At 65.8% G+C, this 15,559-nt stretch carries 17 protein-coding genes and 1 riboswitch; of the genes, 8 read left to right on the forward strand and 9 right to left on the reverse strand.

What is annotated here, in order from left to right; genetic code table 11:
- The first annotated feature begins 41 nt into the window (after nt 1–41).
- Entirely contained in the window at nt 42–788 is a 747-nt protein-coding gene (locus ACIPK7_RS25960; RefSeq protein ID WP_401091078.1) for a metallophosphoesterase family protein, read from the forward strand.
- On the opposite strand, the gene ACIPK7_RS25965 is transcribed toward ACIPK7_RS25960, so the two are convergent.
- Nucleotides 785–1,783 (reverse strand): alpha/beta hydrolase family esterase, encoded by a 999-nt coding sequence (locus ACIPK7_RS25965; RefSeq protein ID WP_401091080.1) that lies wholly within the window; start codon nt 1,781–1,783, stop codon nt 785–787. The two genes, ACIPK7_RS25960 and ACIPK7_RS25965, sit on opposite strands and share 4 nt — an antisense overlap.
- A gap of 162 nt (nt 1,784–1,945) precedes the next feature.
- On the opposite strand from ACIPK7_RS25965, the gene ACIPK7_RS25970 reads away from it, so the two are divergent.
- Nucleotides 1,946–2,344, forward strand: coding sequence for a DUF1090 domain-containing protein (locus ACIPK7_RS25970; protein ID WP_192435928.1), 399 nt, complete (start codon nt 1,946–1,948; stop codon nt 2,342–2,344).
- A 67-nt stretch (nt 2,345–2,411) separates the two neighbouring features.
- Here ACIPK7_RS25970 and ACIPK7_RS25975 read toward each other — a convergent pair whose 3' ends face one another.
- The 3 genes from ACIPK7_RS25975 to ACIPK7_RS25985 all read right to left on the reverse strand — a co-directional run bounded on the left by ACIPK7_RS25975 (nt 2,412) and on the right by ACIPK7_RS25985 (nt 4,340).
- A complete protein-coding gene (locus ACIPK7_RS25975) occupies nt 2,412–2,879 on the reverse strand; it encodes a c-type cytochrome (protein ID WP_401091082.1) in 468 nt (155 codons plus the stop codon).
- Nucleotides 2,880–3,023: 144 nt separating this feature from the next.
- Nucleotides 3,024–3,410: an MAPEG family protein gene (locus tag ACIPK7_RS25980; protein ID WP_259757786.1), complete on the reverse strand. Its 387-nt coding sequence runs from the start codon at nt 3,408–3,410 to the stop codon at nt 3,024–3,026.
- Nucleotides 3,411–3,509: 99 nt separating this feature from the next.
- Nucleotides 3,510–4,340 (reverse strand): EamA family transporter, encoded by an 831-nt coding sequence (locus tag ACIPK7_RS25985; protein ID WP_401091084.1) that lies wholly within the window; start codon nt 4,338–4,340, stop codon nt 3,510–3,512.
- Between the two features lie 146 nt (nt 4,341–4,486).
- Here ACIPK7_RS25985 and ACIPK7_RS25990 point away from each other — a divergent pair, with 146 nt between their 5' ends.
- Nucleotides 4,487–5,101 (forward strand): LemA family protein, encoded by a 615-nt coding sequence (locus ACIPK7_RS25990; protein WP_192435924.1) that lies wholly within the window; start codon nt 4,487–4,489, stop codon nt 5,099–5,101.
- The gene (locus tag ACIPK7_RS25995; RefSeq protein WP_401091086.1) at nt 5,098–6,087 is read left to right on the forward strand and encodes a TPM domain-containing protein; all 990 of its coding nucleotides are present in this window, start codon (nt 5,098–5,100) and stop codon (nt 6,085–6,087) included. The genes ACIPK7_RS25990 and ACIPK7_RS25995 overlap by 4 nt, the downstream gene beginning before the upstream one ends.
- Before the next feature lie 19 nt (nt 6,088–6,106).
- Here ACIPK7_RS25995 and ACIPK7_RS26000 read toward each other — a convergent pair whose 3' ends face one another.
- The 5 genes from ACIPK7_RS26000 to gcvA all read right to left on the reverse strand — a co-directional run bounded on the left by ACIPK7_RS26000 (nt 6,107) and on the right by gcvA (nt 10,395).
- Nucleotides 6,107–6,883 carry an ABC transporter ATP-binding protein gene (locus ACIPK7_RS26000; protein ID WP_401091088.1) on the reverse strand — a complete coding sequence of 259 codons (777 nt, stop codon included), beginning with the start codon at nt 6,881–6,883 and terminating at the stop codon, nt 6,107–6,109.
- Nucleotides 6,883–7,689 (reverse strand): ABC transporter permease, encoded by an 807-nt coding sequence (locus ACIPK7_RS26005; RefSeq protein ID WP_401091090.1) that lies wholly within the window; start codon nt 7,687–7,689, stop codon nt 6,883–6,885. The genes ACIPK7_RS26000 and ACIPK7_RS26005 overlap by 1 nt, the downstream gene beginning before the upstream one ends.
- Nucleotides 7,690–7,772: 83 nt before the next feature.
- Complete coding sequence (locus ACIPK7_RS26010) at nt 7,773–8,780, reverse strand: ABC transporter substrate-binding protein (protein ID WP_192402769.1); 1,008 nt, start codon at nt 8,778–8,780, stop codon at nt 7,773–7,775.
- Between the two features lie 193 nt (nt 8,781–8,973).
- Nucleotides 8,974–9,381 carry an acyl-CoA thioesterase gene (locus ACIPK7_RS26015; RefSeq protein WP_138213907.1) on the reverse strand — a complete coding sequence of 136 codons (408 nt, stop codon included), beginning with the start codon at nt 9,379–9,381 and terminating at the stop codon, nt 8,974–8,976.
- 105 nt (nt 9,382–9,486) lie between these two features.
- Nucleotides 9,487–10,395 (reverse strand): transcriptional regulator GcvA, encoded by a 909-nt coding sequence (gene gcvA, locus ACIPK7_RS26020; protein WP_401091093.1) that lies wholly within the window; start codon nt 10,393–10,395, stop codon nt 9,487–9,489.
- Between the two features lie 228 nt (nt 10,396–10,623).
- Between gcvA and ACIPK7_RS26025 the strand changes: the two genes are divergently transcribed.
- From ACIPK7_RS26025 to ACIPK7_RS26040, 4 genes are all read left to right on the forward strand, one after another.
- Nucleotides 10,624–11,805 (forward strand): acyl-CoA dehydrogenase, encoded by a 1,182-nt coding sequence (locus ACIPK7_RS26025; RefSeq protein ID WP_192435917.1) that lies wholly within the window; start codon nt 10,624–10,626, stop codon nt 11,803–11,805.
- 135 nt (nt 11,806–11,940) lie between these two features.
- Entirely contained in the window at nt 11,941–13,164 is a 1,224-nt protein-coding gene (locus ACIPK7_RS26030; protein WP_192435916.1) for a CaiB/BaiF CoA-transferase family protein, read from the forward strand.
- 215 nt (nt 13,165–13,379) lie between these two features.
- Nucleotides 13,380–13,492: riboswitch (S-adenosyl-L-homocysteine riboswitch) on the forward strand.
- Between the two features lie 22 nt (nt 13,493–13,514).
- On the forward strand, nt 13,515–14,924 hold the full coding sequence (gene ahcY / locus ACIPK7_RS26035) for an adenosylhomocysteinase (RefSeq protein WP_192435915.1): 1,410 nt from the start codon (nt 13,515–13,517) through the stop codon (nt 14,922–14,924).
- Nucleotides 14,925–14,977: 53 nt separating this feature from the next.
- Entirely contained in the window at nt 14,978–15,508 is a 531-nt protein-coding gene (locus ACIPK7_RS26040; protein WP_401091095.1) for an HD domain-containing protein, read from the forward strand.
- Nucleotides 15,509–15,559: the final 51 nt, after the last annotated feature.

The following is a 15,559-nucleotide window of genomic DNA, read 5'->3' on the forward strand; positions in this document are numbered from 1 at the left end:
TCGTTATGCTCGGAACATCCTCCTTAGACCAATGACATGCCATGCGTCTGCGAGTCCTATCTGACCTCCACCACGAACACTTTCCCAACGGCCGCCGCGAACTACCGCGGGCATCCGCGGATGTCGTTGTGCTGGCCGGCGACATTCACGAGCACCTGCAAGGCCTGCACTGGGCGCGCGAAGAGTTCCCGGACAGTGAAATCATCTACGTCGCCGGCAACCACGAGTTCTACAATTCCGACCTGCCCGAACTGACGCAGTCCATGCGCAACCTGGCACAGGTGCTGGATATCCGCTTCCTCGAGAAGGATGCGGTGATCCTCGGCGGCGTGCGTTTCCTCGGCACCACCCTGTGGACGGACTTCCAGCTCTACGGCGAACACGCGTCGGAACTGGCCTGCGAGCAGGCGCAATTGCTGATGCCCGATTTCACTACGGTGGATTACTTCGCCCAGCCCTTTACACCGCAGATGAGCCGCGAACTCTGCGGCGCCAGCTGCGAGTGGCTGGCGGCAGAGCTGGATCAACCCTTCGCCGGCCAGACCGTGGTGGTGACGCACCACGCGCCCAGCGCTCGCTCCATTCCCTCACACTACGTCGGCGACGCCCTGTCGCCCGCCTTCGCCTCAAACCTGGAAGGCCTGGTCGAACGCTGCGACCTGTGGATTCACGGGCACGTGCATGAGTGCCTGGACTATCAGGTCGGCCAGGGTCGGATCATCGCCAACCCCGGCGCCTACCCCGGCGAGGACAGCGGCTTCGATCCCTGTCGGGTGATCGAACTCTAGAACGGCGGCTCAATGCGTGGCGGCTCGGCAGGCGCCAGCTCGCTGAAGAAGCGCCAGATCTCGGCCGGCCCGTCCAACTGCGGGTCGACCTGGCCAAGCAGGCGCGGCGGCCGGTACAGCGGCTGCGAAATCAGGTGCCCGCCGCCGAACACCGTCACCAGCTCCACGGGCGGCCCGTCGCCGGTGGCCCAGCGCTGCCGCTGCGTCCACACCGGCCCCGGCTGGGTCAGCTTGTCCACCTGCGGCTCGCCGCCCTGCCCGTTTCGCCGCGCCAGCGCGAGGGCAGATTCCTCGGCGGAGAGCACGTTGCCGCGATCACCGAAGCCGAACAGCGTGACTCTGCCCCCCGCGTAGGGATTGATGGGGTCCCGTGTGCCGTTCATCAACAGCGCCGCCTTGGGCCTTTCGGCGGGATGGCAGGCGTCGTTGTCAGTGGCCGGCAGACTGGCGGCCACGGCGGCAACGCCATCAACCTTGTCCGGCGCCTCGGCCGCCAGCCGCAACGCCATCTGCCCGCCGTTGGAGTACCCCGTGACGAACACCCGCTCGGGGTCGACGCCACGCTCGCGCTGAAGGCTATCGATCATCTGCGAGAGGAAACCGACATCGTCGATGTTCAGGCGTCGCGCGCTGTAGGAAGCAACTCGTCGACAGTCGTTCCAGTGCCCTTCGAAACCATCGGGATAGAGCACCAGGAAACCATCGCGATCAGCCAGGGCATCAAAGCGGTAGCCGCTGTCACGGCGCATGCGCTCGCCGTTGCTCTGCGAGCTGTGCAGGACCACCAGCAGCGCCGGGCGCACGGCCAGTTTCTGCGGCACGTAGAGGACATAGCTGCGGCGCCGTTCGCCCTGGCGCACCGAGGCATCCTCGCTGCTGCCGGTCAGCACCGGCTGCAGCTTCAGCTCACCGGGCACGTACCACCAGCCGCCCACCAGCAGCGCCAGCACCAGCAGCGCGATGAGTGCCTGCACGATCCGCATCGCCACCCGCATACCGCCTCTCCTTGCCCGCCTGGCGGGCCTTGCGAGTCCCGGCTTTCTCCTGGCAATCGAACGAGGGCGATTGTCCTGGGGCAGCCCCTCGCCGCACCGTCCATGGCAAACTCTAGCCGTTGACTCCAACGTCATAGTGTTTGGTAACCAAGGACTCCGAAAATGTTCCGAAGCTCTGCCCTGATGGCCGCCGCTCTCGCCCTCGGCTGCGCAAGCCCGCTGTTTGCCGCCGAGGCCGCCAAACAGCCACTGACCGGCTGCGCCGCCAAGCGCGCCGCCATCGAAACCCAGCTCGAGCAGGCCAAGGCCCAGGGCAACGGCAACCGCGTCGCCGGCCTGCAGACCGCCCTGGAGAAGGTAAAGACCTACTGCACCGACGCCAGCCTTACGCAGGAGCGCAAGCAGAACGTGCTGGACGCGGAGAAGGACGTCGCCCAGCGCGAAAAGGACCTGCGCAAGGCGATGAACAAGGGCGACGCGGACAAGATCGAGAAGCGCAAGGACAAGCTGGCCGAGGCCCGCGCCGAACTGGAGCAGGCCAAGCGCGAGCTGGAGGAGTAAAGCCCTATTTGGCGGGTCACGCTGACTGTAGGAGCGAGCCTGCTCGCTCCTACAAAGGACTACGGCGTTAGAGCGCGCGGAATTTCTTGTGGCAGGCTTCGCAGGCGTCTTCCACCGCGGCAAAGTCCTTGCGCACGCCCTCAGGCGTCGGCGCGGCATTGCGGGTGTTCTCGCCCAACGCGCGGACGGCCTGCTGGAAGGTCTTGGCGTCGGCCTGGAACTCCAGCTGGCGCTGCCAGATTTCCGCCTTGGCGCGGGTGTCGTCGCTTTCCACCTGGTCAGCCGGCGGCTGGGTGCTGGGGAAATACTGCCAGGGCTTGTCGGCCAGCTCGCCGAGCTTGGTCGAGTTCGCGCGGAACTTGTCCGCATCGAAGGGGATGCGTCCGCGCAACATGCCGCCCATATCCTCGCTGGTCTTGAGCATCTCCTTGAACACCGCCTGGCGCTTGTACTCCGGCGAGTTGGGGTCCTGGCGATGGCAGCCGGCGAGCGCCGTGCCGGCGAGCAGCAGAACGAGCAGGGTCTTCAACTTCATGGGGGACTCTTGTAGGACGGCTATTCACGGAAGCGCCGGATTATCCGCCCCGATTTCCGAATGTTCCAGACCACGCCCAAGCAGCTGCGGCCATCCGCCGCAGCCGTGCATCTTTCGTTCAGCCGCCGTTCAGGCGCGCACGGATCAGGCCGAGACGACGAAGATTGCGATGATCAGGCCCATGCCGAGGAACCAGACCAGCGAGCGCAGCAGCGCCAGATCGGCGATATAGAAGATCAGGTAGAGCAGGCGGCTGGTGACCCAAGCGATGGCCAGGCGGTCGATGGTGGCCGGCTCGGCGTTGTTCACCACGTAGGCGATGATCACCGCCGCGGCGAAGGCCGGGGTCACCTCGAAGCTGTTCATCTGGAAGGCGTTGGCGCGCTTGCGATAGCCCTCCAGGGTGGCGAGGAAGGTACGCGGGTCGTGGTTCTGCCGGGGGCCGAAGCCACCGCCGGTGAACTTGGCGATGCTGGTGCCGACGTAGGGCAGAAAGATCGCGATCAGGACGCACCAGAAGGCAATGGGCATGGGGAAGTCTCGTCGAGGGGAAAGCGCGCAGCTTAGGCCATCGCCCCACACCACGTCCTTGACCGGCTTGGCGACGCGTGGCGTAGCCGGGGCCAATCCTCAGAGCTTCATCACCAACATCCCCGCCAGCACCAGGCTGCACGCGGCCAGACGCGGCAGGCCGAAGGGCTCCTTGAGGAAGCGCATGCCGAACAGCACCACCAGCAGCACGCTGGTCTCGCGCAGCGCGGCGGCCTCGGCAATGGAGCCCATCTGCATGGCCCAGAGCACCAGCCCGTAGCTGAGCAGCACGCAGAAACCGACGCTCAGGCCGAGCTTCCAGTCGTTGATCCAGAACTTGGCGAAGGCCCGCGTTCGCCCAACCAGCGCCACCAGCGGAAACGGCAGGCCAGACAGCAGCGACAGCCAGACCAGGTAGTCCAGCGGTCTGGGCCAAAGCTTCAGTGCGTTGCCGTCGGTCCAGGTGTAGCTGCCGATGCAAACGCCCATCAGCAGCACGGTGGGATAGGCGATCCACGGCAGCTTCGAGCCGCCCCCACCCTTGAGCAGGAACAGCATGCCGACCGGGATCAGCAGGATGCCGAGGATCTGCCTGTCGGTCAGGTGCTCGCCGCCGAAGGTCAGCGTCAGCGCCAGCACCACCAGGGGAGACAATCCGCGCATCAGCGGGTAGACCAGCCCCAGGTCACCGACCTTGTAGGCCTGGATCAGTAGAACCCGGTAGACCAGTTGCAGCGACACGGCGGCCAATAGCCAAGGCCAGACCTCGGCGGGTGGAATCTCGATCCAGGGCAGCAGGGCCAGGCCGGCCGTCAGGCCGACCATATCCATGCAGGCGACTACCAGCAGGCGGTCGTTGCTGAATTTGACGAGGGTGTTCCAGGTAGCGTGCAGCAGGGCGGCCAGCAGCACCAGGGTAGTGGCGAGCACGAAAACGAACTCCTGGTATAGACCAAGCCGATTCTACCCCGAGCCACCCCATGGCCGGCAAGCATCGGCTGATTCGGACATTTCCATCTGACTCGTCAGCCGGAACTGGCCTAGACTGGGCCTTTTCGCCAGCACGAGCGCCTGCCATGCCCCGTTTGATCAAGTTCCTTACCGGCTACATCCTGGTCACCCTGCTCTCCGGCTGCGGCTATAACGCCATGCAGGCCGGCGACGAACAGGTGAAGGCCGCCTGGTCGGAAGTGCTCAACCAGTACCAGCGCCGCGCCGACCTGATCCCCAACCTGGTCAGCACCGTGAAGGGCTACGCCTCCCATGAAGCCAGCGTGCTGACCCAAGTGACCGAGGCCCGTGCCAAGGTCGGCAGCACCACGCTCAACGCCGACCAGCTCGGCGACGAGGCTGCCGTGAAGCGTTTCCAGCAGGCCCAGGGCGAACTCAGCTCGGCGCTCTCGCGCCTGCTGGTGGTCACCGAGAACTACCCGCAGCTCAAGGCCGACGGCCTGTTCAAGGATCTGTTGACCCAGCTCGAAGGCACCGAGAACCGCATCACCGTCGCCCGCGGCCGCTACGTGAAGTCGGTGCAGGAATACAACGTGATGATTCGCCAGTTCCCGCAGGTGATCACCGCGAAGATCTTCGGCTACCAGCCCAAGGCCAACTTCAGCGTCGAGAACGAAGCCGCCATCTCCACCGCGCCTAAAGTGGACTTCGGCAACGCGCCGGCGCAGCCCGCGCAATGACCCTGCCGCGCTGGCTGCTGGCCGCCCTGCTGCTGTGCTGGGCGGGCCTGCTGCAGGCGGCGCCGGTCGCCATCCCGCCGCTCAGCGCCCGTGTCACCGATCTCACCCAGACCCTCGACGCGGGCCAGCGCACGCAGCTGGAAAGCCAGCTCGCCGGCCTGGAGCAGCGCAAGGGCGCGCAGATCGCCGTACTGCTGATCCCCAGTACCGGCGAGGACAGCATCGAGGACTACGCGGTCCGCGCCTTCGAACAGTGGAAGCTGGGCCGAAAGGGCGTGGACGACGGCGTGCTGCTGGTAGTCGCCAAGAATGACCGCGCGCTGCGCATCGAAGTCGGCTACGGCCTGGAAGGCACCATCACCGACGTGCAGGCCGGGCGCATCATCCGCGACACCATAGTCCCGCACTTCAAGAGCGGTGACTTCGCCGGCGGCATCCAGGCCGGCGTGGACAGCCTGGTAACGCTGATAGAACCGCCAGCGGCGGCCCCTGCCGAGCCCGATGCGGGCGCAGCGGATCAGCTGCCGCAGACGGGGCCGGTGACGGGCTACAGCGACGCCTACTCCAACCGCAACGCCGGCGCTGCCGAGGAAATCCCGCCTGCGCGTCTGCTCGGCCTGCTCGCTCTGCTGGTGGGTGTGCCGCTGCTGTGCCTGCTGTTCCCGGTGCAGTGGTTGCGCCAGCGCAGCATGGGCCGCTACCTGCTGTGCAGCGCCCTGGTCGGCGGCGTGGCCTCGGCGGTCCTGCTGTTCAGCGAAGCCAACCCCGAAGCCCTGCAGCAGCAGATGATCGGCTCCTTCTCGATCCCGCTAGTGCTGTACATCTTCTTCCTGCCGCCGATGTGGCTGACCTCGGGCGTACTGCAACTGCTACTGATGATCATCAGCTCGATCAGCCGTGGCGGTGGTGGGCGTGGCGGCGGTGGCGGTGGCTTCCGTGGCGGTGGTGGCTCCAGCGGCGGTGGCGGGGCCTCCGGCCGCTGGTAAGCGCAACTACCGCTGAGAACTACAGGGCGGCGACGCCCTGTTCTTCCTCGCGGATCGAGCGCAGCACCTGGCGCTGCAGATCGATGAACTCGGCGCTGGCAGCCATGTCCTCGTGGCGCGGGCGGCCGAGCTTCACATCGAAGGTGGCCTTGATCCGGCCCGGCCCCAGGCCCATCACCACGATGCGGTCGGAGAGGTAGACCGCCTCCTCCACGTCATGGGTGACGAACATCACGGTCAACCGGTGGGTTTCCCAGATGCGCGTGAGCAGTTCCTGCATCTGGTGGCGGGTCATCGCATCCAGCGCGCCGAAGGGCTCGTCCATCAGCAGGATCTTCGGCCGGTAGGACAGCGCACGGGCAATCGCCACGCGCTGCTTCATGCCGCCGGACAGTTCGTTCGGATAGGCCTCGGCGAACTTCGTCAGCTTCACCAGTTCCAGGTGCTCATCGGCGATCTCGCGGCACTGCGCGCGGGACAGGCCGGCCGCCTTGAGGGCGAACTCGACGTTCTGCCGCGCAGTGAGCCAGGGCAGCAGGGTGTAAGACTGGAACACCACGCCACGGTCCAGGCCGGGACCGGTGATCGGCACGCCGTCCACCTTCACGCTGCCGCTGTCGAATTCCTCCAGGCCGGCAGCAATGGACAGCAGCGTGCTCTTGCCGCAGCCCGAGGTGCCGACGATGGAAACGAACTCGTTGTCCGCCAGGGTCAGGTCGATGTTGCGCAGCACCTCGCGGCGTTCCTTGCCGACCGCGAAGCTCTTGTTCAGGCCGGAGATTTCCAAAGTCGCCATCAGCTGCGTCTCCGGTTGTAGCGGAACAGGACCTTCTCGCCGGCGCGCATGGCCTGGTCGGTGACCAGCCCGAGGAAGCCCAGCAGAAGGATGTAGCCGATGATGGTGTCGGTCTGGAAGAAGCGCTGGGACACTGTGATGCGGTAGCCCAGGCCCGAGGTGGCGGCCACCAGTTCGGCCAGCACCAGCCAGGTCCAGGCCCAGCCGAGGCTGATCCGCAGCGCGTCCCAGATGCCCGGCAGGGCGCTGGGCAGGACGATCCTCAGGAGGATGCGGCGGTCCGGCATGCCGAGGGTACGGCCGAGGCCGACGAAGTCCGCCGGCACGCGCTTGATGGCATCCATCACCATCAGCACCTGCTGGAAGAAGGTGCCGATCCAGATGATGAGGAATTTCTGGAAGTCGCTGGTGCCGGCCCAGAGGATGGTCAGCGGGACGAAGGCGACCACCGGCATGTAGCGCACGAAGTCCACCAGCGGCTCGGTGGCGGCTTTCCAGAAGCCGTAGCAGCCGGCGAACACACCGATCACGATGGACATCGCCGAAGACACCAGGAAGGCCACGGCGATGCGGTACACGCTGACCTTCAGGTCCGACCACAAGGTGCCGTCGGCGGCCAGCTTGAGCATGCGCGCCCAGACGTCGCCGGGCGCCGGCAGGAAGATCTTCGGTACCGCGCCGCTGGCGCCGGCCAGCCACCAGAGCAGTGCCAGCAGGACGAACACGGCGCCGCCGATGAGCAGGAAGTGGCGCTGCGCGATCGGTTTGCCGATGGTGAACAGCGGGTTGGATTTGCGGACTTTCATGTCGGGCTCGTCGAACGGAGAAAGACGCGCGCCGGCTCAGGGCCGGCGCGCGCCGTGTCTCGGAAGATCAATGAATCAGAGGATCAGAGCGCCTCGACGAAGCGCGCGTCGATGGCCTGCGCCGGGGTGACCGGCTGCTGCAGGATGCCGGCTTCGCTGGCGGCCTTCTGGATGTGCTCGAACGAACCCTTCTGGAAGGCGCCCTTCAGCTCAGCCTGGTTTTCCTTCACCGAGTAGAAATGCACGCCGTCGAAGGCGCTGGTCAGCTCGGACTCGTCGGCTCCCACGCCCTTGGCGATGGCGGCGCGGCCTTCGGCGCCCTTCTCGTTGTAGTGCTTGAGGCCTGCTTCCCAGCTCTTGATCAGCGCCAGCACCTGGCCGGGACGCTCCTTCAGGACCTCGTCGCGGACCACGAACACGTCGCTGATGATGCCCGGATCATCCGAGCCCTTGTACAGCAGGTTGACCTTGGGGTTCTGCTGCTTGGCGGCGGACAAGTAGGGCTCGTAGGTCACGGCGGCCGGAACCTGGCCGGCGATCAGCGCGCTGCCGGCGTTGGCGGCGGGCATCGGCACCGGCTGCACGTCGGCGATGGTCAGGCCGGCCTTGCGCAGGGCGCTGTGCAGGAGGATGTCGCTGGTGGTGCCTTCTTCGTAGGCGACCTGCTTGCCCTTGAGGTCGGTCAGGGTCTTGATCGACGGGTCGACGATCAGCGCGTCGGCGCTGGTGCTCTGGTCCAGCAGCAGGACGATCTTCACCGGCAGGCCGGCGGCGACCATGGCCATGGCGGTGTGGGTGGCGAGGTTGCCGCCATCGATCTGGCCGCTGGCCAGGGCGGCGTTCATGTCTTTGTCTTCGGTGAAATTGACCAGCTCGACCTGCTCCAGGCCATTGGCCTTGAAGGCGCCCGCCTGTTCGGCGACATACCACTGGCCGTAGCCCAGCCAGGGCTGCATGCCCATCTTGAAGGTGCCGGCCTCGGGCTTGGTGTCGGCCTTGATCGCTGCGGCGTGCGCGACGCCAGTCAGCAGAAGGCTGGCACAGGTGGCCACTGCCAGTTGGCGCAGCGCGGATGCGAAGGTGGTGTGCATGGTCTCTCCCCGGTCATTGTTTTGCAGGCACATTCCGGTGAATGCGTGCTGCTGGATCGGCGGGGAGCGTGCGTCGGCCCATGCCCGCCGTGGGCGGGCACAGGCTCACATTCAATCGGCGCAAATGCAAAGGTTTTCGCCGCCGTTCGGCTTGGCTCCGGGCACGCTGGCAATCACCTCGGCGAGTCATCCATCAGGGCTGGGGAATGGCGTCGTCCTTGAACTGGTCCTTGATGTAGAGGATCTCGGTGCGACCGTGGGGCGCCGGCTGGCCGTCCGGGCCGATGTTGACGAAGACCATCTTGTCGACCGTGAGGATGCTCTTGCGGGTGATCTTGTTGCGCACTTCGCAGCTCAGGGTAATCGAGGTGCGGCCGAACTCGGTGGCGGTGATGCCCAGTTCGATGATGTCGCCCTGGCGCGCGGAGCTGACGAAGTTGATCTCCGAGATGAACTTGGTGACCACGCGCTGGTTGCCCAGCTGGACGATGGCGTAGATCGCCGCTTCTTCGTCGATCCACTTCAGAAGACTGCCGCCGAACAGGGTGCCGTTCGGGTTGAGGTCTTCAGGCTTGACCCATTTGCGGGTATGGAAATTCATGGAAGCTCCTTCTTGGGAGGTTGCGCCTCGTGAGCGCGATGACGGGGAAAGCCCCGCCAGCTATGCAAGTCTGGACCCGGCCGGCGCCTGTCTGCTTGTCATGGCTCAGCCAAGGCCGGCTTCGGCGCGATAACGGGCGGCCTCATCCACCAGCCAGTCGCGGAACGCACCTAGGGTCGCCGACTCCACCTTGCGTTCGGGAATCATCAGGTAATAGGCATTTTCGCTCAAATAGGCATGTTGCATCGGCACGATCAGCCGGCCGTCGGCCAGCTCCTGCTGGATCAGCATCGGCGGGATCAGCGCCACGCCCATGCCGTGCATCGCTGCCTGGGCGAGCATGGAGAACAGTTCGTAGCGGGTGCCGCTCATGTCGTGCGCCACGCTCATCCCCAGCGAGCCGAACCACTGGCGCCAGGCGTAGGGCCGGGTGGTCTGCTGCATCAGCGGCAGCTCGGCGATCTGCGCCGCGGACAACTCCCGTTGCCCACCCAGCAGCCCGGGGCTGCACACCGGCACCGGGTTCTCATGCATGAGGAAGTTGGCGACCGTACCGGACCACACGCCATCGCCGAAATACAGCGCGGCGTCGAACTCGGTGTCAGCGAAGAGGAACGGCCGGGTGCGGTTGGTCAGGTTGACCGTGACTTCCGGGTGCAGGCGCTTGAAGTCCTTCAGCCGCGGCAACAGCCACTGGGTGGCGAAGGTCGGCACCACCGCCAGCTCCAGCGTGCCGCCGCCCTGCTGCCCCATCACCGCCAGGGTATCGCGCTCCACAGCGTCCAGGCGCTGGGCGACGCGACGGCTGTAGTTGAGCCCCGCCTCCGTCAGCTTTACGCCGCGCCGCGAGCGGCGGAACAGCTCAACGCCGAGGAATTCCTCCAGCGTGGCGATCTGCCGACAGATGGCGCTCTGGGTCAGCGACAGTTCGTCGGCAGCCTTGGTGAAGCTCTCGTGGCGAGCGGCGGATTCGAAGGCCACCAGCGCCGCGGTGGTCGGGATCTTGCGTCGCATCGAATGCCTCTTCGGAATATCGAGATGCGCAGGATTCGCCAGAAATACCTGAAATAGAGGCTCAAGCCCACAGTTTCTCAGCAACCCGGCAGTTACGGAGTGACAAAATAGCACAACAGCGTGCGAATTAGTCGGTTGCCCGGCTTCCCGACGGCTGACTAGGATGACCCACACCCAACCCGCCTAGACTTGTGCGGGTCTTTCACTGTCTGCGTTCGAGGTTTCTCCATGGCGACCAAAGCAAGCTTCAACTGGGAAGATCCGCTGCTGCTGGATCAGCAACTCACCGAAGAAGAGCGCATGGTGCGCGACAGCGCCCAGCAGTTCGCCCAGGACAAGCTGGCCCCGCGCGTGCTGGAAGCCTTCCGCCACGAGCAGACGGACCCGGCGATCTTCCGCGAGATGGGCGAAACCGGCCTGCTCGGCGCGACCATCCCCGAACAGTACGGCGGCAGCGGCCTGAACTACGTGTGCTACGGCCTGATCGCCCGTGAAGTCGAGCGCATCGACTCCGGCTACCGCTCGATGATGAGCGTGCAGTCCTCCCTGGTGATGGTGCCGATCAACGAATTCGGCAACGAAGCCACCAAGCAGAAATACCTGCCGAAACTGGCCAGCGGCGAATACATCGGCTGCTTCGGCCTGACCGAACCGGACCACGGTTCCGACCCGGGCTCGATGATCACCCGCGCCAAGAAGGTCGACGGCGGCTACCGCCTGACCGGCGCCAAGATGTGGATCACCAACAGCCCGATCGCCGACGTCTTCGTGGTCTGGGCCAAGGATGACGAAGGCCAGATCCGCGGCTTCGTCCTCGAGAAAGGCTGGGAAGGCCTGTCCGCCCCGGCGATCCACGGCAAGGTCGGCCTGCGCGCCTCGATCACCGGCGAGATCGTGATGAACAACGTGTTCTGCCCGGAAGAGAACGCCTTCCCGGACGTGCGCGGCCTGCGCGGTCCGTTCACCTGCCTGAACTCCGCCCGCTACGGCATTTCCTGGGGCGCCCTGGGCGCCGCCGAAGCCTGCTGGCATACCGCTCGCCAGTACACCCTGGACCGCAAGCAGTTCGGCCGCCCGCTGGCCGCCAACCAGCTGATCCAGAAGAAACTGGCGGACATGCAGACCGACATCGCCCTCGCCTTGCAAGGCTGCCTGCGCCTGGGCCGGATGAAGGACGAAGGCACCGCCGCCGTCGAAATCACCTCGATAATGAAGCGCAACAGCTGCGGCAAGGCTCTGGACATCGCCCGTCTGGCCCGCGACATGCTCGGCGGCAACGGCATCTCCGATGAGTTCGGCGTCGCCCGCCACCTGGTCAATCTGGAAGTGGTGAACACCTACGAAGGGACCCACGACGTCCACGCGCTGATCCTCGGCCGCGCCCAGACCGGCATCCAGGCGTTCTTCTAAACGCCTCACTCCAGCCCGGCTCTCATCGAGGGCCGGGCTGGCGACCGTTTACCTCTCGCCCGAGAGGCCCCGGGGAGGACCGTGGCGTCCCCGCACTGCGCCCTCCCCGCCCCTATTCACGTTGCAGGTGATTGCATGTCCGGCGCCCTTTCGCACATCCGTGTCCTCGACCTCTCCCGCGTTCTCGCCGGCCCCTGGGCCGGACAGATCCTCGCCGACCTCGGCGCGGAAGTGATCAAGATCGAGCGCCCCGGCAGCGGCGACGACACCCGCGCCTGGGGCCCGCCGTTCCTCAAGGACAGCGATGGCCGCGACACCAGCGAAGCGGCGTATTACCTGTCGGCGAACCGCAACAAGAAATCCCTGACCATCGACTTCACCCAGCCCGAAGGCCAGCGCCTGGTACGCGAGCTCGCCGCCAAGGCCGACATCGTGCTGGAGAACTTCAAGGTCGGCGGCCTGAAGTCCTATGGCCTGGACTATGAGTCGCTGAAAGCGCTCAACCCGAAGCTGATCTACTGCTCGATCACCGGCTTCGGCCAGTTCGGCCCCTACGCCAAGCGCGCCGGCTACGACTTCATGATCCAGGGTCTGGGCGGCCTGATGAGCCTGACCGGCCGCTCCGACGCCGAGGAAGGCGCCGGCCCGGTGAAGGTCGGCGTCGCACTGACCGACATCCTCACCGGCCTGTACTCGTCCACCGCGATCCTCGCCGCCCTCGCCCACCGCGACGTCAGCGGTATCGGCCAGCACATCGACATGGCGCTGCTGGACGTGCAGGTCGCCTGCCTGGCCAACCAGACCCTGAACTACCTGACTACCGGTAACCCGCCGCGTCGCCTGGGCAACGCGCACCCGAACATCGTGCCGTACCAGGACTTCCCCACCGCCGATGGCGACTTCATCCTCACCGTCGGCAACGATGGCCAGTTCCGCAAGTTCGCCGAAGTGGCGGGCCACCCGGAATGGGCCACCGACGAACGCTTCGCCACCAACCAGGCGCGCGTGGCGCACCGCGAGGTGCTGATCCCGCTGATCCGCCAGGCCACCGTCATGCGCACCACCGCCGAGTGGATCGCCGTGCTGGAACAGGCCAGCGTGCCGTGCGGCCCGATCAACGACCTGGCGCAGGTCTTCGCCGACCCGCAGGTGATCGCCCGAGGCCTGCGCGTGGACCTGCCGCACCCGCTGGCCGGCAGCGTGCCGCAGGTGGCCAGCCCGATCCGCCTGTCCGAGACCCCCGTGGAATACCGCAATGCCCCGCCGACCCTCGGCCAGCACACCCAGGAAATCCTCGAAGGCGTGCTGGGCCTGGACCAGGCGGCCATCGGCAAGCTGCGCGACGACGGCGTGATCTGAGCCAACTGACAGCCGGTGCCCGCTCCCGCGGGCGCCCAACGATCCCCGCCACGACGCCCGCGCCAGGGTTTTCACGGCCCCTGGCGCGGGCGCGACGGGGATCCCGGCCGCGATCCAGTGCGCGAACGCGACCAAAAGCCTTTGGCTTGTCATGCGCCATGGCTATAATCCGCAAGCTTCAATAATGGCCGGCGCTGTCCGGCTGTTCCCGCCACCTGTCCGAGGGGCGCTGCAGCAGGTCGATTCGCTTCGACATGTCAGGCTCGGATGGGGCGCGTCACGGTCGGCATCCGCCGATCGCCAAACGCATCAACGGCGCCCATTCGCAGACAACGAATGGAGAGTTACGCATGAGCGCTGTCATGACGCCTGCCGGTTTCACCGACTTCAAAGTCGCCGACATTTCCCTGGCCGCCTGGGGCCGCCGCGAGCTGATCATCGCCGAGTCCGAAATGCCGGCTCTGATGGGCCTGCGCCGCAAGTACGCCGCCAGCCAGCCGCTGAAAGGCGCGAAGATCCTCGGCTGCATCCACATGACCATCCAGACCGGGGTACTCATCGAGACCCTGACCGCGCTGGGCGCCGAAGTGCGCTGGTCGTCCTGCAACATCTTCTCCACCCAGGACCAGGCCGCTGCCGCCATCGCCGCCGCCGGCATCCCGGTATTCGCCTGGAAAGGCGAGACCGAGCAGGAGTACGAGTGGTGCATCGAGCAGACCATTCTCAAGGATGGCCAGCCGTGGGACGCCAACATGGTGCTGGACGACGGCGGTGACCTGACCGAAATCCTGCACAAGAAATACCCGCAGATGCTCGAGCGCATCCACGGCGTCACCGAAGAGACCACCACCGGTGTGCACCGCCTGCTCGACATGCTCAAGGCCGGCACCCTGAAAGTCCCGGCGATCAACGTCAACGACGCTGTGACCAAGAGCAAGAACGACAACAAGTACGGCTGCCGTCACAGCCTGAACGACGCCATCAAGCGCGGCACCGACCACCTGCTGTCGGGCAAGCAGGCCCTGGTGATCGGCTACGGCGACGTGGGCAAGGGCTCCGCCCAGTCCCTGCGTCAGGAAGGCATGATCGTCAAAGTGTCGGAAATCGACCCGATCTGCGCCATGCAGGCCTGCATGGACGGCTTCGAGCTGGTCTCCCCCTACAAGAACGGCCTGAACGACGGCACCGAAGCCAGCGTTGACGCCGCCCTGCTGGGCAAGATCGACCTGATCGTTACCACCACCGGCAACGTCAACGTCTGCGACGCCGGCATGCTCAAAGCGCTGAAGAAGCGCGCCGTGGTGTGCAACATCGGTCACTTCGACAACGAGATCGACACCGCCTTCATGCGCAAGACCTGGGCCTGGGAAGAGGTCAAGCCGCAGGTGCACAAGATCCACCGCACCGGCGCCGGCGAATTCGATCCGGCCAACGATGACTACCTGATCCTGCTGGCCGAAGGCCGCCTGGTGAACCTGGGCAACGCCACCGGCCACCCGAGCCGCATCATGGACGGCTCCTTCGCCAACCAGGTGCTGGCGCAGATCTTCCTGTTCGAGCAGAAGTACGCCGACCTCTCCGCCGAGAAAAAAGCCGAACGTCTGACCGTCGAAGTACTGCCCAAGAAGCTCGACGAAGAAGTGGCCCTGGAAATGGTGAAAGGCTTCGGTGGTGTGGTCACCCAGCTGACCCCGAAACAGGCCGAGTACATCGGCGTGACCGTGGAAGGCCCGTTCAAGCCGGACACCTACCGCTACTGATGTGCCGGAGGGCAGACGAGCAATCGTCTGCCCTCTTTGCCATCTGGTGCCCCATGGATCTGCAGGACAGCTACAACCAGGCCTGGCTCTTCGCCACCGGCGCTCACGCCGGGCAGACGCTGACCGCCTCGTCGCTGCCCTACGCAGTCCACCTGGCGATGGTAGCCAATGAAGTGATGGCGGCCGACCGCGAAGCGCCCATCCAGCGCCTGGCGGAAACCGTCCAGATCGCCCTGCTGCACGACGTGCTCGAAGACACCCCGGTGCCCTTCGAGGAACTGCAGACGCGTTTCGGCGAGTTCGTCGCCGACGGCGCCCAGCGCCTGAGCAAGATGGTGAATGGCGAGAAACTGCCATTCGACATCTACCTCGAAAGGCTGGCGACCGGCGCGCCGCAGTATGCGATCGTCAAGCTGTGCGACCGGATCACCAACCTGCAGCCGCCACCCTCGACCTGGGCGCGGAGCAAGATCGCCGAATACCATGTTCAGTCGCAGCGCATCCTGGCCGTCCTCGGCCATGCGCACGAGCCCAGCGCCGAGCGACTGCGCACGAAGATAGACAACTACCGCCGTTACTTCTGAAGTCGACGGCACATGCCGGCAGCCACGCGATGACGGGGCGCCGAAGGAACG

The organism is Pseudomonas sp. NPDC086581, assembly GCF_044746165.1.
Lineage (GTDB): Bacteria > Pseudomonadota > Gammaproteobacteria > Pseudomonadales > Pseudomonadaceae > Pseudomonas.